This is a genomic window from Adlercreutzia wanghongyangiae (genome assembly GCF_035989245.1).
GTDB lineage: Bacteria > Actinomycetota > Coriobacteriia > Coriobacteriales > Eggerthellaceae > Adlercreutzia > Adlercreutzia wanghongyangiae.
The window spans coordinates 1-21,405 of sequence record NZ_JAYMFF010000002.1; the positions used below are offsets into that span (position 1 = coordinate 1).

Here is a 21,405-nt window from a genome sequence, read left to right on the forward strand (position 1 = left end):
CCGCGGGCGGGCTGAAGCCCGCCCCTACGGGATTGATCGGCCGCGGGGGATTAATTGGCCGACTGGGGGCGATGCGGGCGGCCTGAAGGCCGCCCCTACGGGGGTTCAGGCGGTGGCGGCTAAGTGGTTTTGGGCTTGCGGTGGGCGTCGCGGCGGGCGTTGTTGCGCTCGGCGGTCACGTCGCTGAAAGCGCGGGTGATGCCGCGCAGGGCCTCCAGCATGGCCGTGCGATCCTGCATGGGAGCCCGCATCACGCCGTCGCGCAGGATGGCCCACTCGTGACCGCCTTCGAACAGCTGGGCCGCATCGGTAACACCTGCGGCTTTCACGGCGTTGAACAGGGCGTCCACCATGCGCTTGCGCCCCTCGCCGTCCATGGAGGCCAACCACTGGTCCAGCGCCTGGGCGCGCCGCTGGGTGCGCTCGGGCAGCGCGGGCACCGTGACGAAGGCGCCTTCTGCATCCGCGCGCTTGTCTGCAGTCGCCGCTTCACCGCCCTTCGTCCCGGCGGAACCCTTCGCATGGCCCCCATTCTTCGCACTTTTCTCCCGACCCTCAGCCGCATCAGCCACTTCCCAGCGGTAGACCGAGTGCTGCTCGAAACCGCGACCCGTCGCGTGCACCACCTGCACAGGCATCTGCGACGCCATGAGGATGCCCACCATGGAGTCCTCCGGCACCTGCTTGGTCATGCGGCCCGCCAGCGGCGCGTAGTCGGCCGCCGAGAACGTGCCGGGCATAAATCCGGGGCCGTCGTGGTTGTACACGTGCGCAATGCGGTCCTGCACGGCAGGCGCCGCCGTAAGAGCCGCGTACTCGGCCAGATTGCCGCCCTTGGAATGGCCTCCCACAATGATAGGGCCGGGTACGCGCTCGTCGGCCGCCACCGCCGCCAGGTAACGGGCGGCCAGATCTTGGCCCGGCACGGGCACCATGTAGGCCATGTTGAAGTCCTCGCGCCAGCCGGTGAGCGTGGTGTCGGTGCCGCGGAAGCCCACGTAGACGAACTGGCCCGGGCACACGAAGGCGGTGGCGGCGAACTGCATGTCCAGCACCTCGTCGAAAGCGGCCACGTGATCGTAGACGAGCAAGTCGCGGTAGCGGGGGCTTGCCGCCATGAGGAAGAGCTGCTGCCTCATCTGAGCCGCGTGCATGCCCGAGAACATGGTGGAAAACAGCTCGGCCCGCATAAGGTCGGCAAAGCGGACGGGCTCGGTGGGCGCCTGCGCGTCCTGGGCCATCTCGAGTCGGTCGCGAACCACCGCGTCGGAAGCGGCGGGGGCGGTGCCACTCGCTGCGGAATCGCCCGCCATGGGCGCACCAGCTGCTGACTTCAGAGCACCCGCACGGGATGCCGCCGCATCGTCCCGGCCCGCCGTTACAGCCGCCCGATGCTCCTCGCGCCCATGGCCGCTGCGCCCACGCCGCGCCCCGCGGTCGCGCCAGCGGGTGAGCCGCAACCGCAGCGCGGCCAGCTTCCCGTCGGATGCCGGGCGCATGGCCTCGCGCTGCGGCCCCGCGTCCCCCGCCTGGCTCACTCGGGGCATCACGCCTTCGCCGCGAGCCATGCAGAACTGCGCGAGCAGCGCCGAATCCACAGCATTGAAGGGTACCTCGCTGAAGGGGGCCAGCTGCTCTTCCAAATATGTGAGCACATCGTTCATGGTTTCATTATGCCGCACCGAGCGCGCGCCCGCACAGCATCCTCTCCCCCAGACACAAAGCCGTTGCCAATCCTCCCAACACTTATCATGACCGCATCGGTCACCTTCCGCTACAATGGCTCCTGCAATTTCGTTCAAACGCGCCGCTCGGCAATTCCCCGCGACCCGGCTTCAACCCAGCTCCGGCCGCCAGCGCCACGGCGCCCCAAGCATCAGGAGTCACCATGGCCACCGATCCTGCTTCCATCCCCGCTCCGGCCCGCGATGCGGCCGCGCCCACCTGCGACGCGAACCCCGCCGGAGGCGACATCCCCACCGGCATCGGCAGCGCCGCCGCGCCCCGCGAGCACTTCGCCAGCCGCCTCGGGTTCATCCTCATCTCGGCCGGCTGCGCCATTGGCCTCGGCAACGTGTGGCGCTTCCCCTACATTGCCGGCGAGTACGGCGGTGCGGCGTTCATCCTCCTGTACCTGGTATTCCTCGTTATTCTGGGCCTGCCCGTCATGGTGATGGAGTTCGCCGTGGGCCGCGCCTCCCAGCGTTCGGGCGCGCTCGCCTTCGACGTGCTGCAGCCCTCGCGCCGCTGGCACTGGTTCAGCTGGTGGGGATACGTCGGCTGCATGCTGCTCATGATGTTCTACACCACCGTCTGCGGCTGGATGTTGGCCTACACCGCCAAAATGGCCACCGGCACCTTCGTGGGGCTTGATCCCGAGGGCGTCGGCGGCGTGTTCGGCGCCATGCTGGCCAACCCCTCCGAGATGGTGGGCTGGATGCTGGCCGTTATCGTCATCGGCTTTTTCGTGTGCAGCTTCGGCCTGCAGAAGGGCGTGGAGCGCATTACCAAGATCATGATGATCTGCCTGTTGGCCGTGATGGGGCTGCTCGTGGTGCGCTCGGTCACGCTGCCCGGGGCGGCCGAGGGTCTGGCCTTCTATCTGGTGCCCGACTTCGGGAAGATGTTCGACGGCGGCATGGCCGGCTTCGGCGAGGCCGTGTACGCCGCCATGGGCCAGGCGTTCTTCACGCTGTCGCTGGGCATTTCGGCCATGGAGGTGTTCGGCAGCCGCATCGGCAAGCAGAACTCGCTCACCGGCGAGGCGCTGCGCATCTGCGGCCTGGACACGCTGGTGGCCATCCTGGCGGGCCTCATCATCTTCCCTGCTTGCTTCGCCTTTGCCGTAGCTCCCGATTCGGGCCCCTCGCTCGTGTTCATCACGCTGCCGAGCGTGTTCGAGCAGATGCCGCTGGGCCAGCTGTGGGGCACGCTGTTCTTCGTGTTCATGAGCTTCGCGGCGCTGTCCACCATCATCGCCGTGTTCGAGAACCTCATCACCTTCACCATGGAGAAATGGGACCTGTCGCGCCGCGACGCCATCAAGCGCACGGCCATCCTGGTCACCGTGCTCAGCCTGCCCTGCGCGCTGGGCTTCAACCTGTGGGCCGGCGTGACCGTGCCGGGCATCGGCGACATCCAGTCCATCGAGGACTTCATCGTGTCGAACAACCTGCTGCCCCTGGGCAGCCTGCTGTACGTGATGTTCTGCGTGACCCGCAAAGGCTGGGGCTGGAACAACTTCCTGGCCGAGGCCGATGCGGGCAACGGCATGAAGTTCCCCCGCTGGGCGCGCGGCTGGCTCACGTTCGGGCTACCGGCGCTCATTATCATCATCTTCATCATGGGCTATGTGCCGAAGATCATGTTGTGGTGCGGATTGGCCTAATTCTGCCTCGACGCTGACGCGCCCTTCCGCTATACTGCTCTGGTGCCCTTGAGCCCGAGTGGTGGAACGGCAGACACGACGGTCTCAAAAACCGTTGCCGCAAGGTGTGCGGGTTCAAATCCCGCCTCGGGCACCATAAACTGCAACGGCTCCCCACGGGGAGCCGTTTTTGTTGGCAGGTACTGCCGCAGCCTCCCTACCGCTTTCGTAGGGGCAGCCTCCCCGCTACCTCCGTAGGGGCAGCCTTCAGGCTGCCCGCAAGCACGACCTTGTCGCCCGCGCCCGTGCCACGAGGCGTGGGGGCACTGCGTCCTCAGGCGAATCGCGAAACCTCTAGCAGGTCTCGTGGTAGAAAATGTGCATGTCCTCGTACTGGTCGTCCTTGTTGCGGAAGCCACCGGGAATGGTACCGATGCGCACGAATCCCAGCTTCTCGTACAGAGCGATGGCGCCGGCATTGCTGGCAACCACGGCATTAAACTGCAGCCCGCGAAAACCCAGCTCCCCCGCCTGACGCAGCGAGTCCTCCACCAACAGCCGACCCAGGCCGCGACCGCGCAGCTTGTCGGACACCGCATAGCTGGCATTGGCCACATGGCCGCAGCGCCCCACATTGTTCGGATGCAGGATGTACAGCCCCACAATGCGCCCCGCCACCGTGACCACCGCCGTGTGCGACTGCGCGGCGAAAAATTCCCGCGCCGCATCTACACCCAGCGGTTCTTCCTGGGGAAAGGCCCGGCCGTCCTCCACCACGGTATTCCAAATGGGCACCATGGCCGGCACGTCCTCTTCCCGGTAGGGTCGGGTTACCTTCACGGAAATCTTGTCGAGCACGCCCATGGCCGATTCCTCCCTTGTCGCATACGAAGCCGGCGCCTATTGTACCCGCCGCGCGTGCGACTCCCTTCGCAAAACGGAGAACTGCGCCGCCGCAAACGTCAAAGGATAGTTGGTTGAGAAATGCAAGATGGGGGGCAGCGGGCTAGCGGTCACTTTCTCGGGAAGACTCTTGCTGGGTGCGGTGGCAACGGCGGTGCAGCAGGTAAGCCCAGGCCAGCACCACCGCTACCGTCGCGGTGCCCCATAGCCAGTCCATGACGCAGTAGTTCAGGGCCGCCAGCGTTACGGCGGCCAGCACGAACAGGGAATACAGCAGCTTATCGCACAGGCTCATGGCACGACTCCTCCCCTGGGGCGTTGCAAGCGCCGCGACGGTCTTCCCGCTTGTTAGACTCCTGACGCAGGCGCATTAAGGTGTAGGCGCTGGCCAGCACCATGATGAGCACGAACATAATATGCAGCGGGCAGGGGCCCAGGATGCCGCCGGTCTGGGGCAGCTGGTGAATGGCCGACGCCCACCGGTTGCGGCCGTCGCCGTTGCCGGAACCCGTTACCGGACCTGCTTCGCTCACCGACACGCCGCCCGAATCGGCCCCCGACGAGCCGTTGCCGTCGGAAATGCCGCCCTGCACTGCGCCCTCGCGCACCTCGTAGGTGAGCCGCAGGGTGGTGGTGTTGCCGTACTCGTCGGTGAACACCTGCTCGGCATGCCACGTGCCCGGAACGGAGCGGTCGATGGAGGCTACTGCAGCGCCGTAGGCATCGGTCAGGCGCACATCGCCAGCCGTCACGTTGCCGCCCATGGCCGCTGCAATGCGATAGCGCGCGTCGATGAACGATGCCATGGCCTGAGCCGTCAGCGGTGTCTCGGTGGTACCCACTATCACGTGATCCTCCACCACGGAGTGGGTGAGCCCCGTTTCAGGATCGAAGTCGGTGCTGGTGGGCGTGATGGGCACCTCCGGCGGGTTGCCGCCGATAACGCCGCCCGAACCGTCGCCGCCAGAGCCGTCACCCGGACCATCGGGGGTCACGGTGGGCGCATCGGACGTCACCAGATAGCGCAGGCGGATGGTGACGGTGTTGCCGCTCTGGTCGGCCACCTTCCAGGTGATGAGCCACGAGCCGGGATGCGAGAGATCCACAGCCGGCACGGGCGACCCCTTGGCGTCGGCCAGGGCCAGGGACAGCTCGGCCATGGCGCCGCCGCCCTCGGGCGTGAAGGAGTAGCGGCGCAGCATGAGGCTGCGGGCGTCGGCCAAGGTGAGGGTCTTGCCCTGCTGCACCTTCACGCGCATCGCGTCATCGATGACGGCGTGCTGGGTGCCGTCGGGCGCCACCTCGGGCGGATAGGACGGGTCGACGGGCCGCGGCTTCGGGTTCAGCGGGTCGTCGCCGGGGCGCGGCACCAGGTCGGTGCCCGGGTCGGGCGTGACGATGACGCCGGGCACGTGCGAGGCGACCAGGTGGTAGGTGAGCCGCACGGTGGTGCTGTTGCCGGCCGCATCTCGTACCAAGTAGGTGATCAGGTAGTCGGCCGGCCGCGAGGTGTCAATCGCGGAGATACCCCCCCCCCGAGGCGTTCTTCATCGACTGCACGGTCACCGTGACGCCGCTGCCTCCGTCCACGTCGGTGGGCAGGAAGTGCCGCCGCAGCAGGGCCTCGGCGCCCGGGCCGTCCATGGTGCCGTGGCAGACCGCCTCGGTCACCTCGCAGGCGACTTCGACGGACTGGGTGCCGTCGGGGTTCTTGGTCACCGAACCGGTGGGCTCCAGCGGGTCGCCGGGCTCCTTCGGCCCGGACGGATCGGAGGGGTCCTTCGGCTGCAGCGGCCGGATGACCGGGCAGCTGTCCCGGGTGGTGGAGTAGTGCAGCAGGATGGTAGTGGTGTTGCCCTGGGAGTCGGTGATGACACGGCGGATGAGGCACTCGCCGGGGGCCTTCGTGTCGAAGGAGGCGATCGCGTTGCCCGCGGCGTCCAGCAGCTCGTCGGAGACGGACACCGGCGCGGCCGCGGAGGTGGCCGCGTAGCGGTAGTCCATCATGGCCGAGGCCTCGGACTTCTCCAGCAGGCCCCCGAAGGGCGGCGACGCCGGGTCGATCATCTCGGACACGCTCTCCTCGATGAGGGCGTGGCGCAGCCCCCCGTCGTCCTCGGTGAAGGTCGGGGGCGGCACGGGGTCGCTGCCGGGGTCGTAGGGCGGGCCGGCCGGCTCGGGGCCGTCCGGGTCGCCGGGATCGGGCCGCTCCACGCTGGGCGGCTCGGTGGTCGACACCTTCACCGGCGCCGACAGGTTGCCCGCGGCGTCCTCGGCGACGTACCAGCCGTTGGGGACGTTCGCCACCGTCTGCACCGATTCCCCGTCGCCGTCCGTCAGGTCGAACGGCTTGTAGACCCCGGCCTGCGCGCCCGTGCCCACGGCGCCCGACGGCCCCGTGCGGTGCAGCCGCCAGATGCCGGAGGCCACCTCGGCCGAGTCGTCGGCCGTGAGCGTCCGCAGGGCCGGATCGAGCGACAGCCGCGGGGCGGTCTGGTCGAGCTTGACCGTGCCGGCCCGCTGGGTGGAGAGCACGCCCGTGGAGTCCTTCCTCGCCTGGGCCGACAGCGACAGCCCCGCGGTGTCCCCCGCCCGCGTCCACGCCGGGTCGGCAGCGGTCAGGGTGGCGCCCGCGTCCTCCGAGGGCGTCAGCTCCATCCGGTCGAAGTCCCCGGGGTAGAAGGTGACGGTGACCGGCGACCTGTTCCACCCGTTCTCGTTGGCGGCGGGAAGCCGCGTGTAGTGCCAGTCCGAGCCGGGCGTGCCCGGGCCGGTGCCGTCGCCGGGCACGAGCGGGTGCTCGTTCAGGAGCTTCGCTCCGGCCTCGTAGGTGCCCCCGAAGGAGTCGTCCACCAGCTGCAGCCCGATGGAGGCCGCCGTGCCGGCGGGCCCGTCAATTTTCGCGTTGAACGTGACCTTGTTCTCGGTAGTGCCCTTCAGCGTGACCGCCTGGCCGGCCGATGCGGCGACGTCTCCCGACACGGTCATGCCGGACGTGGGGTACTTGGAGTGCGTCGCGCCCAGCAGCTTCAGGTGCAGTGGGAACTCCTCGCTCCCGGCGCTAGCGTTGGTGTTCTGCAGCACCGCCTCCACGCGCACGGTCGTGCCGGGCGCCACGTAGTCGTTGGACCCGATGAGGGTGCCGTCCGTGCGGTACATCTTGATGTCCTTAATGACAGGGTCGAAGTGAGGAAGGGACATAGATTGAAAAGTGGCAGCAACGGTAAGTCTCCGATCGGGCGGAGCAGAGCTAGCGGCGGCTCCCCACCACACAATTTGACCCGCAAAGTACAAATTGGCACTAGCAAGCGTCGGGCTTGACAACTTATCGCGCACTTTATTAATGGTCCTAGTCCCCACTCCAGCCACATTAACTACAAGGGAATTACCCGTGTAGCTATATGTGAGGGTGATTTGAGCCGTAGCCCCCGGCCAATTAACCTTCAACTCATTTGCTATAACCTGATCGCTTGTCAAACCTGGCTCATTAAGCTGAATCACGCTTTCAATGGTGGAACTTGTCTCCGCCACCCTCTTCTTAATGCCAAAGAAAGTGCCATTGCTGCCAGACTCAAGTCCTGTGGTGAAGGCCACATTCATCGCAAGTTGTGAGCCAGGAGCCACAGGATTAGGAAGCTGCCCTGTAAACTTCAACTGCCAATCATGCTTAAGGGAAACAGGCTTTATCGAAGTGAATCGACCGTCACTTCTATAGGGATTTGTGCCACTGTAGTCAGATGCATTCTCTGTAGAGGCCATGCGAAGAAGTCCTCCGCTAATTGGGCGAATGGGCGTGCCCGTTCCATTGAAAAAATCGGCATAGTTCGTAGTGCCTGCAAAATCCGCCTCGGCCTCCTCCACGGCGGGGCTTCCCGGCACCAGGGGCAAAAGGGTTGCGGCGAGCAGGATGGCGAGGGCCATTCTTGTTGCGCGGCCCAGAAAAGAGGGCATGCGGTGTCGGGAAGCAGCCGCTGGACGGTGAGACTTCAACGCCACTTCCCCGCTGTCGTGCGGGCGTTCTCCTCTTCTCCTCATAACCGCTCCTCCTTTGCGAAAGCCTCTCTCATCAGGCATTTTGGTACAAGGGACAATTTATCGAAGCCTAATATCCATATCTATGGGAAAACGGGTCATCATTTCTGACACTGAGCTGCCACCTTCACAGTCTCTTCACATATCCCGTTTCTTGCACCGCGCGAGCGCCGCCATTGCCTGGGCCGTCGGAGGCGCCAACGGTCTCCCCCGCTCCGCAGCCCAGCCTGGATTAAAGGGCACCTGAAACCCCCTGTGGTACACTGCGCCCCGACATTCCCGAAGGAAGGCACGGTACGCAACATGGGCTTGGGTGCGAACCCCTACGATGAGCTGGCTGAACTGGTGAGGCGCGCCCAGGCGGGCGATCGCGAGGCGTTCCGCACGCTGTACCAGCGCACGGCCCAGGCGCAGTTTTTCAACATCTCCACCAAGGTGGGGGCCGAGGCGGCCACCGACATTCTGCAGGAAGTGTACCTGATTGCCTGGCAGAACATCGCCGATATCAAGCCGCGATCGTTTGTGGGGTACCTGCACGCCGTGGGGCACAACGCGTGCCTGCGCTATTACGACCGCGCCACCCGTTCGCGCGAGACCATGCTGGTGCGCGACGACGTGGCGTCGCTGGACGAGACCATGCTCAGCGGGCGCGTAGCCGACGAGACGGCCGATCCGGCCCTGGTGGTGGACGCGCGCGACGAGCACGAGCGACTGGCCCAGGCGCTGCGCGAGGTGTTGGACGAACGCGAGCGCGAGGTGATACTGCTGCGCTTCTACCAGGAGATGCGCCTGGACGACATCGCCGAAGCGCTGGACATGTCGCCGAGCACGGTGAAGCGCACCATCCGTCGTGCGCTGGACAAACTACGCGGGCGCCTGGACGATCTGCCGCGGGGCGCCGCCTTCCCCGTGCTGCTGGCGGGAGCGGTGGAGCATCCGCTGGCCGAGGGCGTGCTGCCGCGGGCGCGGCGCGTGCGATCGTGGCCGTCGGACGGCGCGGTGCGGGCGGTGGCGGCCGCATCGGCCCTGGTGGTAATAGGATGTCTGGCCGCGGCGCTTTCCATGGAGCGACCGGTGTTCTCGGCACCCGAGGTGATTAGCGAGACGCCCGTTCCCACGGCCGAAACGGCCCCTGCGGCCGAGCCCGCCGACGCCGCTGGCCCGCAGCTGGCGGCCATGGCCACCGAGCGCGGATGCACGGTGCTGACGCTGACCGACGAGACCGGTATCGCCGAGGCATATGTGACCGACAACAAGGGTGCGCGGCACGACGCTACGAGCCTTGAGAGCACCTCTGACGGCTCAGGAGCGACCGTTTACCGTTTCGAAATTCCGAGCGGAACCTACGTTTTGACCGCCATCGACACCCTCGGAAACACCTCCGAAGGCACCATCACCGTAACCCTCCCACCCGAAGACCCCATCTCAATCTCCGACTGGGAATAACTTTCCACATGCCTTCCGGTCTCTCCCCATCCACGACCCCTGCGGCCTACCGAAAGCGGTCCGGCGACGGCAGCCGCTGGACACTGCTGCGGCCCAGAAGCGGCACGCGAGCGACTCGCGGGCGGTGTTTTGCCGACGAAGGTGCGAAAGGGGCGCGACACCTCGCCGACAGTTCCCGAGACAGAATGACGGTTCTGCTGTTGTAGGCTCGACTCACCACTAGCACCCGTGCAGAGAGGCGAGCCATGGAGCAGCGCAACCTTCCCTTTTCCAATCGATGGATGTTCAACCGCGTGATGCTGCAGGAGTCGATTTGCCGCAAAGTCATCAGAGCCACCACCGGCATTAAGGCGAAAGAGATCACTTACCTGAACGCCGAGCAGGTCATCGAGCCTTCTCCGGACAACCGCGGCGTGCGCATGGATATTTTCGCCCAGGACGACAGCCATGCCTACGATATTGAGATGCAGGTAGAGCCGGAACTTCTGCTCGGCAAGCGATTTCGCTACTACCAGTCGGCGCTTGACATGCGAGCCATTCCTCGCGGCAGCGACTACGACGGCCTCACGGAGAGCTTCATCGTATTCATTTGCGTGCAGGACCCTTTTCAGCAGGGGCTTCCCGCATATACCATCGAGCGTTCGTGCCGAGAGGCGCCGCACCAGGCCATTGGGGACGAGTCGCACTGGATCGCCCTTAATGCGGAAGCCTGGAGCGATCTGGCCAATGAAGAACTGCTTGATCTGCTAAGATACGTGGAAACCGATGAGCCTGACGGCCCCTTATCCCAGGAAATCCACGCGGCCGTTTCCGAGGCAAATGCAGATCGAAAGTGGGTGGGTAAAGTGTGGTCTGTCAGCACCATTGAGGAGAACGACGCCCGTCGTCATCGCATAGGCTTGCGCCTTGCTCGCAAAGAGGGTATCGAGGAAGGTCTTGCGCAGGGTATCGAGCAGGGTATCGAGCAGGGTATCGAGCAGGGTATCGAGCAGGGTATCGAGCAGGGTATCGAGCAGGGCGCTGCGCAGTTCGCCGCTCTCGCCGACCAATTGCTCGATCAGGGACGTCTTGAGGATTTGAAGCGTGCGGCCCACGACAAGGAGTTTCGCGACCAACTGTTGCGGGAATTCGAGTCAAAGGCGTAAGCCCAATCCTTGTTTGGAAGTAGCTTCGAGGGCAGCTCATAGGACGATGAAATGCAGGGAAGGAGCCAATATGGCTCCTTCCCTTGTTTTGCATGCAGAATACTGCAGCGAAGGGTTAGGCTACCCGCGGAAGTAGTCCACACCGCCCTCGAACAGGGGCTGATAGGTGTTACCGAAGGCGTTCTTGTACAGACCTGCGCCGCTTCTCTCGGTGTGGCCCATCTTGCCGAGCACGCGACCGTCGGGGCTCGTGATGCCCTCGATGGCGAGCACACTTCCGTTGGGGTTCACCGAAAGGTCCATAGAAGGCACGCCAGCCTCATCCACATACTGGGTGGCAATCTGGCCGTCCGCGATCATCTGATCCAACAGCGGCTGCGGTGCCACGAAGCGGCCCTCGCCGTGGCTGATAGCCACCGTGTGAATGTCGCCCACCTCCATCTTGCTCATCCAGGGAGACATCGTGCTGGCCACTCGCGTGCGCACGAGCGTGCTCTGGTGACGGCCGATGTTGTTGAAGGTGAGGGTGGCGCATCCGTCATCCATAGGACGGATGTCGCCGAAGGGCACGAGCCCCAGCTTCACCAGGGCCTGGAAGCCGTTGCAGATGCCGAGCATGAGGCCATCGCGGCGCTGCAGCAAGTCGCGCACGGCCTCGGTCACCTGCGGGGCGCGGAAGAACGCCGTGATGAACTTCGCCGAGCCGTCGGGCTCGTCGCCACCCGAGAAGCCGCCGGGAATCATGACGATCTGCGACTCGCCGATAAGGCGCGCCAGCTCGGCGGTGGATTCGGCCACGGCCTCGGGCGTCAGGTTGTTCACCACATACACCGTAGGGATAGCGCCGGCCCGCTCGAAGGCAGCAGCGGAATCGTACTCGCAGTTGTTACCGGGGAACACCGGGATGACCACGCGAGGGGCACCGAACCCGTCGCCGATCAATGCCGGGCCATGGTAGGCCGGGGCCGGCTCGCCCTCGAAGCTCAGAGCGGACACCTCCTCGGCAGCCGCCGCCTCCTCGGGCGACGTACGGTACGGGAACACGCCCTCCAAACCGCTTCCGCGCTCCCAAGCCTCCTGCACCACGGCAAGATCGGCCACCTGGCCGTCGCAGACCAGCTCGTAGGCCTCGGTCACGCGACCCAGATCCAGCACGTCCACATTGGCGTCGAGCCCGGCGTCCTCCAGGCGGGTAACCACCGACTGGGCGTCCTCACCGGCGGCCAGCTCCAGCGCGAAGGAGCCGTAGGCCGGCTCGAACAGCACGCCCGCATCCACCTCATCGGAGGTGGCCACGCCCACGCCGTTGCCCACGGCCATCTTCACGAGGGTCTCGGCCAGGCCACCGTAGGCGCCGCTCGCGCAAGCGCGCACCACGCCGGCGCCGATGAGGTGCTCCACGGCGTCGAAGGTGGCGCACAGGCTGGGAGCGAGCGCGTCTTCGGGCGTGAGCCACACAAGGGCGCTGCCCGCCTCCTTCAGCTCCGGCGACGTGACGCGATCGACCGAGCCGATGGCCGTGGCGAAGGACACAAGCGTCGGCGGCACGTCCAAATCCTCGAAGGAGCCGGACATGGAGTCCTTGCCGCCGATGGCGCCCACGCCGAAGTCGATCTGGGCCATGAGCGCGCCAAGCACCGCGCGCATGGGCTTGCCCCAGCGCTCCGGGTCCTGGCGCAGCTTCTCGAAGTACTCCTGGAACGTGAGGTACATGTTCGCCCGCTCGAAGCCCGTGGCCACCAGCTTCGCCACCGAGTCGAGCACGGCCATATAGGCGCCCGCATAGGGGTCGAACGACGACAGGTACGGGTTGAAGCCCCAGGACAGGCCCGAGACCGTGGTGGTCTTCCCGCCGAGCACCGGCAGCTTCGCCACCATGGCCAGCGCCGGCGTGAGCTGGTGCGCGCCGCCGAAGGGCATGAGCACCGTGGCGGCGCCGATGGTGGAGTCGAAGCGCTCCACGAGGCCCTTGTTGCAGGCGCGGTTGATGTCGCCCATAAGCGCCGAGAGGGATGTCTCCAGCGAAGCACCGTCACACACCGCGTCCACCACGGGGTCGGTCAGGTCGGATACGGCCTCGAAGGCGCGGTCGCAGGCGCTTTCGGCGTAGCTTGGCGTAGCCGGCGCCGGCACCGTCACCGCCGCGTGCTTCGGCGCGCCGTTGCTCGCCAGGAACTCGCGGCTCACGTCCACGATGGTGCTGCCGCGCCAGTGCATGCGCACCCGCGGCTCCTCGGTGACCACGGCCACCGGCGTGGCCTCCAGGTTCTCCTCGTGGGCAAGCGCGATAAAGGCATCCACGTCCTCGGGCGCGAGGGCCACGGCCATGCGCTCCTGGGACTCGGAGATGGCAAGCTCGGTGCCGTCAAGACCGTCGTACTTCTTGGGCACGGCGTCCAGGTTGATGTCCAGGCCGTCGGCCAGCTCGCCGATGGCCACCGACACGCCGCCGGCGCCGAAGTCGTTGCAGCGCTTGATCATGCGACAGGCGTCGCCGCGGCGGAAGAGGCGCTGGATCTTGCGCTCCACCGGCGCGTTGCCCTTCTGCACCTCGGCCCCGCAGCTTTCCAGCGATTCCACGGAATGGGCCTTGGAAGAGCCCGTCGCGCCGCCGATGCCGTCGCGGCCCGTGCGGCCACCGAGGAGCACCACCACATCCCCCGGCGCCGGCGTCTCGCGGCGCACGTGGTCGGCCGGGGTAGCGCCCACCACCGCGCCGATCTCCATGCGCTTGGCGGCATAGCCGGGGTGGTACAGCTCGTGCACCTGGCCGGTGGCCAGGCCGATCTGGTTGCCGTAGGAGGAATAGCCGGCCGCCGCCGTGGTCACCAGCTTGCGCTGGGGCAGCTTGCCAGGAATGGTGTCGGCCACGGGCACCGTGGGATCGGCCGCACCCGTAACACGCATGGCCTGGTACACGTAGGAGCGGCCGGACAAGGGGTCGCGGATGGCGCCGCCCACGCAGGTGGCCGCGCCGCCGAAGGGCTCGATCTCGGTGGGGTGGTTGTGGGTCTCGTTCTTGAACAGGTACAGCCAGTCCTGCTCCTCGCCGTCGACATCCACCTTGCACTTGATGGTGCAGGCGTTGATTTCCTCGGACTCGTCGAGCCCGGTAAGGATACCCTGCTTCTTCAGCCACTTCGCGCCGATGGTGCCCATGTCCATGAGGCACACGGGCTTCTCGTCGCGGCCGAGCTCGTGGCGCAGCTCCAGATAGCGGTCGAAGGCCGCCTGCACGTTGGCGTCGGCAATGTCCACGTCATCGAGCACCGTGCCGAAGGTGGTGTGGCGGCAGTGGTCCGACCAGTAGGTGTCGATCATCTTGATCTCGGTGATGGACGGGTCGCGCCCCTCCTCGGCGAAGTACGCGCGGCAGAACTGAATGTCGGCCAAGTCCATGGCCAGACCGCGCTCGGCGATGAAGGCGGCCAGCTCGTCGTCGGAAAGCTCGGTGAAGCCAGAAATGACCTCCACGTCGGCCGGGCGTTCGAAGGCCATGACCAGGGTATCGCGCTCCTCCAGCGAGGCCTCGCGGGCCTCCACGGGGTTGATGACGTAGCGCTTCACCGCTTCCACGTCGTCCTGCGACAGGTCGCCCTCCAAGTAGTACACCACCGCCGAGCGCACGGCGGGACGCTCGCCCTGGCTGATGAGCTGGATGCACTCGCTGGCCGAATCGGCGCGCTGGTCGAACTGTCCGGGCAAAAACTCCACGGCGAACACCGCCGCGCCGTTCGCCTCGGGCAGCTCGAAGGTGGCGATGTCGGACTGCGGCTCGGAGAACACCGTGGGCACGCAGGAGGCAAACAACTCGTCGCTCGCGCCTTCCACATCGTAGCGGTTCACCAAACGCATGCCGGTAAGCCCGGCAATGCCCACAATGTCACGCAGCTCGGCGGCGAGAGCGCGGGCTTCTCCGTCGAACCCGGGCTTCTTCTCAACATAGACGCGAGATACCATGAATGTGCCTCTCTCTTCGCAGTGAAGGTACCAGTTCCTTGAGTCGGGCGGGCTGAAGCCCGCCCCTACGGCCATCTCCCGCCCCCCGGTCGGCCATCTCCCGCGGGCGGGCTGAAGCCCGCCCCTACGATCTCTTCCCGCCTGGCCCTCGTAGGGGAGGCCTTCAGGCCTCCCGGGGGGGGGGTCGACCGATTCCCGCGGGCGGGCTGAAGCCCGCCCCTACGACCGCTGCCCCTACGGTCTCCGTGGTGCGGGCGGGCGTTTGCTACTCGGCCTCTTCCGCCTTCTCGGCGGCCTTGGCCTCCTTGGCGGCCTTTTTCTCGGCCTGCATCTTCTCGCGGTTGGAAAGACGGAAACCGCTGCCAAACAGACCGCGACGCGCGGGTTTCGCCGGCGCCTCGTCGGACGCAGCCCCATCAGCCCCATCGACCTCGGCAGCATCCCCCTCAGCGGAACCGCCGCCCTGCTTCTGCGCCGCGTGGCGGTTCTGGTTCTTGCCGGAGCCCTTCTTCTTCGCTGCCTGGCTCTTCTTAGCCTGTTCAGCCTGGCGAGCGGCACGCTCGGCCTTCTCGCGTTTCGCCTCAACCTCGCGCATGCGCGCCTGGTAGGCGTTGCGCTCCTTGCGCACGGGCCACAGGTCGATAACGAACGCCGCGATGAGGAACACGTAGGTGAGCACCAGCACCGCCACGCCCACCTGGCCGGGCAGGAAGTCCTGCCCCACGAACGCCAGGGCACAGCAGCCGATGGCCAGCACCAGCAGCACCCACCACACGATGCGCAGGCGCTTGTAACGCAGGGTGTCGGGCTTGTAATAACGATTGTTGAACTCGCGGCGCTTGCGCTCTTCCTCGCGCTGCTCGGCCTTGATCTCCTGTTTGGTCTTCACCTTCTTGCCGGGCACCACGGTAACCGACGAGGCCGCCTTCGACTTCGGCTTGGCCGAAGCGGCGCTCTTGCGGGTGGTGCCGCGGCGGTCTTCGGAGGTGTACCGCTCGTTCATGGGGTTGCGCTGGGACATTTCTCTCCTTCAAATCATGCCATCTTGAGCGTAGGCCGCAAGGCCGAAGTCGGAAGACCTCGCGAGGTTCTTCGACTCGCTCCGCTCGCTCAGAATGACATAGCGGGTCTTGCGTGGAACGAACTAGAAGGTCGCGGGATCGAACTTCTGGCCGGTAATAAGCTCGTAGGCCTGTATGTACTTGGCCGACGTGGCGTCGATGACATCCTGGGGCAGGCGCGGCGGCGTGCCCGTCTTATCCCAGTTGGCCGTCAGCCAATCGCGCACGAACTGCTTGTCGAAGCTGGGCTGGTCGGCGCCCTCGGCGTAGGCGTCGCCCGGCCAGAAGCGCGACGAATCGGGCGTGAGCACCTCGTCGGCCAAGATGATGGTGTCGCCCAAACGGCCGAACTCGAACTTCGTGTCGGCGATGATCACGCCGCGCTCGGCCGCATGATTGGCGGCGGCGGTGTACACGGCCAGCGCCAGATCGCGCAGGGCGGAAGCGTCGTCCTCGCCGATGATCTCCACCAGACGCTCGTAGGAGATGTTCTCGTCGTGGTCGCCGATCTCGGCCTTGGTGGAGGGCGTGAAGATGGGCTCGGGCAGCTTCGAGGAATTCACCAGCCCCTCGGGCAGCGCAATGCCGCACACGGTGCCCTCGCGCTGGTACTCCTTCAGGCCGCTGCCGGCCAAATATCCGCGCACGATGCACTCAGCGGGGAACATCTCGGCCTTCTTCACCAGCATGAAACGGCCGCGCAGGTAGTCGGCGTAGGGCTGGAACTGCTCGGGCAGATCGGCCACATCGGTGGAGATGAGGTGGTTGTCCACCACGCCGTCCAGAAGCTCGAACCAGAACTTCGACAGCTGGGTGAGCACCTGGCCCTTATAGGGAATCTCGTCCTCCAGAATGTAATCGAAGGCCGAAATGCGGTCGGTAGCCACCAGCAGCAGCTTGTCCCCCAAATCGTACAGATCACGCACCTTGCCCTGCGCGTCGGGGGCGATGTCGATTCCCGTCATGAGCACCCTTTCTCTTACGGTCTCCCGTTGCTTGGTCTCGGCGCCCGAAAACGGCACTTCGGACGCATTTTTGCGTATCGCTCATTATGGCACAAATGGGAACGTCCCCGCGACTCCATCACGCACACGGCACAGGCCGCCAACCCTGCGGCGCGGCAGCCGGTCCCGTCACAAAACGGCCCCGTCAGAACCCGCCGGGCCCCCTCAACATCAACATCAACATCAACATCATTTTCAACATCATTTTGGGAAATGATGTTGATGTTGAAGAGTTTTCCCAGGTAGATGGACTGCATATCAACATCATTTTCAACGTCATTTCCCAAAATGATGTTAATATGCAATCGAACGAATAGCCCGAAGCAAAGGAGACCGCGTGGCGCTTCCCACCAACCTCACCACTCTTCTGGAAGGCGGCGTTGTTGAATGGGGACGCCTAGAATTCAAGGAGACCTGGGATCCCGAGGCATCGCTCAAAACTATCTGCGCTTTCGCTAATGACCTGGACAACTGGGGAGGCGGCTATCTGGTCATCGGCGTTCGCAGCACCGACGATGGAACGCCGGGCGAGCTGGTCGGCGTCGACCCCGCCAAGGTAGACGCGTACCTCAAGGACATGCTCAACAAATGCAAGCTGATCCAACCCGACTACGCGCCCATCACCGAAGTGGTCAAGCACGAGGGCAAGCTGTTTATTATGGTGTGGGCGCCCGGCGGAAGCCAGCGGCCCTATTCGTCGCCCAAGGTGCCCACGGGCAAGCCATCGGAGCGCATTTACTGGATTCGCAAGATGAGCAGCACCATCAAGCCCTCCGAGGCCGAAAAGCGCGATCTGTACACCCTCGCCAACAACATCCCCTTCGATGATTGCATCAACCATGACGCCGACCTGGCCGACCTCAACATCTCGCTCATCAAGGGATACCTGAAGGAAGTTGGCAGCTCGCTCTACCAGCATGCCGACACCCTCGATTTTCGTGACCTATGCCGCAACATGAACATCGTCGCAGGGCCCGACGAATACCTGAAGCCTAAAAACGTCGGACTCATGTTCTTCTCCATGACGCCGGAAAAATTCTTCCCCTACGCGCAAATCGACATCGTTGAGTTCCCCGAGGGAGAAGGCGGCGACCGCATTATCGAGCACACTTTCACCGGCCCCCTTCACCAGCAACTACGCGACGCGCTGCAGTATTTGAAGAACACTGTGGTGGAGGAGCAGGTGGTCAAGCGCCCCGACGCCGCCGAGGCCGAACGCTTCTTCAACTACCCCTACGCCGCCATCGAAGAGTCTTTGTCGAACGCCGTGTACCACAAAGGCTACGACTCGCGCGAGCCTATTGAGGTGCGCGTACTGCCCGACCGCATAGAGATCCTCAGTCATCCGGGAGCCGATCGTTCCATCAGCATCGAGGGACTGCGAGCCTACCGGGCCCTGAGTCGGCGCTACCGCAATCGACGCGTGGGCGAGTTTCTCAAGGAAATGAGACTCACCGAAGGTCGAAACACGGGCTTGGCGAAAATCCTGCGGGCCTCCCGGGAAAACGGCTCCCCCGATCCGCTTTTCGAAACCGACGAGGAGCGGCTGTACTTCCTCGTCACGCTCTACGCGAACCAGCCGTCTGACATCTCGCCCTCGGATGCCGAGGGCACACGAGGCAGTCGCGGCAGTCGCACAGGGCAGGATTCTCCCGCGGAAGCAGCCGCGCGCATCTCGGGCCAGCTGCGCCGCGCCCGGCTTTTGGCCTTCGTAAGCGAAAACCCCCATGCCACCATCGAGGACATTCGGCTTCACCTGCATGTCGCCCGCGCAACGGTCGATCGCGACATACGGGCGCTCAAGCAAGAGGGGCGCCTTCAAAGGCGGGGCGCGGCCGCTCGGGGAGAGTGGATCGTCCTATAGGGCGCTTCCGACGTCCATGGCATCAGCGTCAACATCATTTTCAACATCATTCTGGGAAATGATGTTGATGTTGAAGAGTTTTCCCAGGTAGATGGACTGCACATCAACATCATTCTCAACATCATTTCCAGAAAATGATGTTGATCGGGCGGCGACGGAGGCGAGATCTTCGCCACTCCTTCGCCGTCCTTCGCCGCTTTGCCCCGCCCGAAAAACAGCCGCCCCAGCGATTCATGCTGGGGCGGCGCTGCTCTATCGGCCAGACTTCGGCTGCTTCTTGTGACCCACCCGGGGGATGGCGCCCTTGCGGTCGCGGGACTCGACAGCTGCGTCGTACAGTGGGATGTGGATGGTGAAGCACGCCCCCTTGCCCTTCTCGCCTTCCACCTGCACCCAGCCGCCATGGCGATCGACGATCTCCTTCACCACGGCCAGGCCCACGCCCAAGCCGCCGCTCTCGCGGTTGCGCCCGGCATCGGCGCGCCAGAAGCGCGAGAACACCATGCGGGCCTCTTCCTTGGAAAGGCCGATGCCCGTGTCCTTCACGGCAATGGAGGCCATGATGTCGCCCTTGCGCACGCTGACCTGGATATGACCCCCCTCGGGCGTGTAGCGCACGGCGTTCGAGATGAGATTGGCCGTGGCCTGGCGAATCATGTCGGCGTCGCCCTTCACCTGCACGTCGGGCTGTGCATCGTATTCCAAGGTGAGCCCCGAATCGGACACGAACATCTCGTGGGTGGCGATGATGCCGGCGATAAGGTCGCCCACGTTCACCACCTCTTCCTTCATGGGGTCGGCGCGGTTTTCCAGACGCGACAGCTTCAGCAGCGCGTTCACCAAACGGCTCAGGCGCTGAATCTCGGAATTCACCGTCACCAGGCGCTCCTCGTCGGCCTCGTACACGCCGTCCACCATGGCCTCCACCGTGGCCTGGATGGCCATCAGCGGCGTGCGCAGCTCGTGGGCCACATCGGTGGTCAGACGCCGCTCCAGGTCGCGATCCTTCTCCACCGACTCGGCCATGGCATCGAAGGTCTCGCCGAGGCGCGCCACCTCGTCCTCGCCGTGCAAGTCGGTGCGCGCCGAAAGGTCGCCTTTGCCGATAGCGCGGGCGGCCCCCATGATGCGGTTGATGGGCGCCACCAAATTGCGCGCGAACAAAAAGCCGATGCAGCTGGCCAGCACGATGGCCACCGCCGCGGCGATGAACATGGCCTGGTAGGAATTGTCGCGGAACTCCTGGTCGGGCTGGCGCATCAGGGCCTCGCTGCCGTACACCCACAGGCGCACGTAGCCCACGGTCTCGCCGTCGGCCGCCTGAATGGGCGCCACCGCCAGCTGCGACCGATCAGACGGCTCGAAGGACTTCAACGTGCCCGCCTGCTCCTCATCGATGACGATGGAGGAATCGAAGGGCACTTCCCCGTTGTCGTCGATCACCTTCACACCCACGCCGCTGGTCAGCTCCACCGCCTGGGCGGCGGGCTTGGTGGTCTCGGGATCCCACAAGCTGCCCGACTGGTCGTACAGCATGGCGATGCGGTCGGCCGTGGTCTTGCACAGCGTCTGCATGTTGTCGGCCGTGTAGGTGCGGAAGTGCTGTTCCCACACGAACGACACCACGCCGATGGCCACCAGCGCCGTCATGGCGGCGATCAGCGCGAAGGCCAGGGTGACACGCGTGGTGTAGGAAAAGCTGGACCAGCGCAGCCGGCGGCGCCTCGGGGGCTTGCGCGTTACAGACGGCGAAGAGGTCGCCGGCGGGGCGACCTCTTCAGCAGTTTCCAGGATGCGGGGCTTGGGTTCCACCTCAGTCATGGAGCTCCTTCAAATCGGGGGCGCTTACTGCTTGGTGGGATCCTCGAAGCGGTAGCCCACGCCGTGCACGGTGTGCAGCCACTTGGGGCTGCGGGGGTTGTCGCCGATCTTGGCGCGCAGGTTCTTCACGTGCGAGTCGATGGTGCGCTCATAGCCCTCGAAGTCGTAGCCGAGCACCTTCTCCACCAGCTCCATGCGGGAATACACGCGGCCCGGATAGCGCGACAGCGTGGTGAGCAGCTTGAACTCGCTGGCGGTGAGGTCGATCTCCTCGCCGGAGACGAGCACCTTGTGGCCCGACACGTCGATGGTCAGCTCGCCGAACTCCAGCACCTCGCGCTGAGGTTCGGAATCGGCGTGCACGCGACGCAGCAGGGCGCGGGCGCGGGCCACCAGCTCACGGGGGCTGAAGGGCTTCACCAGGTAGTCGTCGGCACCCAGCTCCAGGCCGATGATGCGATCCTCCACCTCGCCCTTGGCAGTGAGCATGATGATGGGTACATCCGACGTGTCGCGGATGACGCGGCAAACGCGCTCACCCGGCACACGGGGCAGCATGAGATCCAGGATCACCAGATCGAAATGGTGCTTCTGGAACTCTTCCAGGGCGTCCTGGCCGTCGCCCACGGCCGTAACCCAGTAGTTCTCGCGCTCCAAATAGGCGGTCACCGCATCGCGGATGGCCTTCTCGTCCTCGACGAGCAGAATGCGACGTGTCTCGTTGCTCATGAGTGCGCTCCTCGTATTCGCTAACGTTCCGTTCTGGTCACCAAAGCTGATACCCTATCTGACCTGCGATTTC

Annotated in this window: 15 protein-coding genes and 1 tRNA gene; 6 read left to right on the forward strand and 10 right to left on the reverse strand. The window is 65.1% G+C overall.

Going from position 1 to position 21,405, the window contains the following annotated elements; all coding sequences use genetic code 11:
• Positions 1-119 precede the first annotated feature (119 nt).
• On the reverse strand, positions 120-1,664 hold the full coding sequence (locus VIN30_RS00295; protein WP_338208332.1) for an Mbeg1-like protein: 1,545 nt from the start codon (positions 1,662-1,664) through the stop codon (positions 120-122).
• 224 nt (positions 1,665-1,888) lie between these two features.
• Here VIN30_RS00295 and VIN30_RS00300 point away from each other — a divergent pair, with 224 nt between their 5' ends.
• On the forward strand, positions 1,889-3,388 hold the full coding sequence (locus VIN30_RS00300) for a sodium-dependent transporter (RefSeq protein ID WP_338208334.1): 1,500 nt from the start codon (positions 1,889-1,891) through the stop codon (positions 3,386-3,388).
• A gap of 52 nt (positions 3,389-3,440) precedes the next feature.
• Positions 3,441-3,524, forward strand: a tRNA-Leu gene (locus VIN30_RS00305).
• A 197-nt stretch (positions 3,525-3,721) separates the two neighbouring features.
• Here the strand turns inward: VIN30_RS00305 and VIN30_RS00310 are convergent.
• The 4 genes from VIN30_RS00310 to VIN30_RS00325 form a co-directional block, all read right to left on the reverse strand.
• Positions 3,722-4,231 (reverse strand): GNAT family N-acetyltransferase, encoded by a 510-nt coding sequence (locus tag VIN30_RS00310; protein ID WP_326426233.1) that lies wholly within the window; start codon positions 4,229-4,231, stop codon positions 3,722-3,724.
• A gap of 142 nt (positions 4,232-4,373) precedes the next feature.
• Entirely contained in the window at positions 4,374-4,565 is a 192-nt protein-coding gene (locus VIN30_RS00315; protein ID WP_326426231.1) for a hypothetical protein, read from the reverse strand.
• Positions 4,549-5,748, reverse strand: coding sequence for a hypothetical protein (locus tag VIN30_RS00320; RefSeq protein WP_338208337.1), 1,200 nt, complete (start codon positions 5,746-5,748; stop codon positions 4,549-4,551). Before VIN30_RS00320 ends, VIN30_RS00315 begins: the two co-directional genes overlap by 17 nt.
• 34 nt (positions 5,749-5,782) lie before the next feature.
• Positions 5,783-7,429 carry a hypothetical protein gene (locus tag VIN30_RS00325; RefSeq protein WP_338208339.1) on the reverse strand — a complete coding sequence of 549 codons (1,647 nt, stop codon included), beginning with the start codon at positions 7,427-7,429 and terminating at the stop codon, positions 5,783-5,785.
• 1,176 nt (positions 7,430-8,605) lie between these two features.
• On the opposite strand from VIN30_RS00325, the gene VIN30_RS00330 reads away from it, so the two are divergent.
• Both VIN30_RS00330 and VIN30_RS00335 read left to right on the forward strand, forming a co-directional pair.
• Positions 8,606-9,748 (forward strand): RNA polymerase sigma factor, encoded by a 1,143-nt coding sequence (locus tag VIN30_RS00330; protein WP_338208341.1) that lies wholly within the window; start codon positions 8,606-8,608, stop codon positions 9,746-9,748.
• Positions 9,749-9,993: 245 nt separating this feature from the next.
• Positions 9,994-10,893, forward strand: coding sequence for an Rpn family recombination-promoting nuclease/putative transposase (locus VIN30_RS00335; protein ID WP_338208343.1), 900 nt, complete (start codon positions 9,994-9,996; stop codon positions 10,891-10,893).
• Between the two features lie 120 nt (positions 10,894-11,013).
• Here VIN30_RS00335 and VIN30_RS00340 read toward each other — a convergent pair whose 3' ends face one another.
• The 3 genes from VIN30_RS00340 to VIN30_RS00350 form a co-directional block, all read right to left on the reverse strand.
• Positions 11,014-14,853 (reverse strand): phosphoribosylformylglycinamidine synthase, encoded by a 3,840-nt coding sequence (locus VIN30_RS00340; RefSeq protein WP_338208345.1) that lies wholly within the window; start codon positions 14,851-14,853, stop codon positions 11,014-11,016.
• Positions 14,854-15,118: 265 nt separating this feature from the next.
• Entirely contained in the window at positions 15,119-15,874 is a 756-nt protein-coding gene (locus tag VIN30_RS00345; protein WP_338208347.1) for a hypothetical protein, read from the reverse strand.
• Positions 15,875-15,997: 123 nt separating this feature from the next.
• Positions 15,998-16,879, reverse strand: a complete 882-nt coding sequence (locus VIN30_RS00350) for a phosphoribosylaminoimidazolesuccinocarboxamide synthase (RefSeq protein ID WP_338208349.1) — start codon at positions 16,877-16,879, stop codon at positions 15,998-16,000.
• A 95-nt stretch (positions 16,880-16,974) separates the two neighbouring features.
• Between VIN30_RS00350 and VIN30_RS00355 the strand changes: the two genes are divergently transcribed.
• Together VIN30_RS00355 and VIN30_RS00360 are read left to right on the forward strand one after the other, a co-directional pair.
• Positions 16,975-17,235: a hypothetical protein gene (locus VIN30_RS00355; protein ID WP_338208351.1), complete on the forward strand. Its 261-nt coding sequence runs from the start codon at positions 16,975-16,977 to the stop codon at positions 17,233-17,235.
• A gap of 20 nt (positions 17,236-17,255) precedes the next feature.
• Positions 17,256-18,782 (forward strand): ATP-binding protein, encoded by a 1,527-nt coding sequence (locus VIN30_RS00360; protein ID WP_338208353.1) that lies wholly within the window; start codon positions 17,256-17,258, stop codon positions 18,780-18,782.
• Positions 18,783-19,034: 252 nt separating this feature from the next.
• Here VIN30_RS00360 and VIN30_RS00365 read toward each other — a convergent pair whose 3' ends face one another.
• Together VIN30_RS00365 and VIN30_RS00370 are read right to left on the reverse strand one after the other, a co-directional pair.
• Positions 19,035-20,603: a sensor histidine kinase gene (locus VIN30_RS00365; protein WP_338208355.1), complete on the reverse strand. Its 1,569-nt coding sequence runs from the start codon at positions 20,601-20,603 to the stop codon at positions 19,035-19,037.
• A gap of 24 nt (positions 20,604-20,627) precedes the next feature.
• A complete protein-coding gene (locus VIN30_RS00370; RefSeq protein ID WP_016310340.1) occupies positions 20,628-21,332 on the reverse strand; it encodes a response regulator transcription factor in 705 nt (234 codons plus the stop codon).
• Positions 21,333-21,405: the final 73 nt, after the last annotated feature.

What these genes read in the sequence shown, in the direction of transcription:
- VIN30_RS00335 (WP_338208343.1), top strand. Translation starts at nt 9,994, where the DNA reads ATGGAGCAGCGCAACCTTCCCTTTTCCAATCGATGGATGTTCAACCGC.
- VIN30_RS00365 (WP_338208355.1), bottom strand. Translation starts at nt 20,603, where the DNA reads ATGACTGAGGTGGAACCCAAGCCCCGCATCCTGGAAACTGCTGAAGAG.
- VIN30_RS00345 (WP_338208347.1), bottom strand. Translation starts at nt 15,874, where the DNA reads ATGTCCCAGCGCAACCCCATGAACGAGCGGTACACCTCCGAAGACCGC.
- VIN30_RS00370 (WP_016310340.1), bottom strand. Translation starts at nt 21,332, where the DNA reads ATGAGCAACGAGACACGTCGCATTCTGCTCGTCGAGGACGAGAAGGCC.
- VIN30_RS00325 (WP_338208339.1), bottom strand. Translation starts at nt 7,429, where the DNA reads ATGTACCGCACGGACGGCACCCTCATCGGGTCCAACGACTACGTGGCG.
- VIN30_RS00315 (WP_326426231.1), bottom strand. Translation starts at nt 4,565, where the DNA reads ATGAGCCTGTGCGATAAGCTGCTGTATTCCCTGTTCGTGCTGGCCGCC.
- VIN30_RS00295 (WP_338208332.1), bottom strand. Translation starts at nt 1,664, where the DNA reads ATGAACGATGTGCTCACATATTTGGAAGAGCAGCTGGCCCCCTTCAGC.
- VIN30_RS00340 (WP_338208345.1), bottom strand. Translation starts at nt 14,853, where the DNA reads ATGGTATCTCGCGTCTATGTTGAGAAGAAGCCCGGGTTCGACGGAGAA.
- VIN30_RS00355 (WP_338208351.1), top strand. Translation starts at nt 16,975, where the DNA reads ATGGGAACGTCCCCGCGACTCCATCACGCACACGGCACAGGCCGCCAA.
- VIN30_RS00310 (WP_326426233.1), bottom strand. Translation starts at nt 4,231, where the DNA reads ATGGGCGTGCTCGACAAGATTTCCGTGAAGGTAACCCGACCCTACCGG.
- VIN30_RS00300 (WP_338208334.1), top strand. Translation starts at nt 1,889, where the DNA reads ATGGCCACCGATCCTGCTTCCATCCCCGCTCCGGCCCGCGATGCGGCC.
- VIN30_RS00330 (WP_338208341.1), top strand. Translation starts at nt 8,606, where the DNA reads ATGGGCTTGGGTGCGAACCCCTACGATGAGCTGGCTGAACTGGTGAGG.
- VIN30_RS00350 (WP_338208349.1), bottom strand. Translation starts at nt 16,879, where the DNA reads ATGACGGGAATCGACATCGCCCCCGACGCGCAGGGCAAGGTGCGTGAT.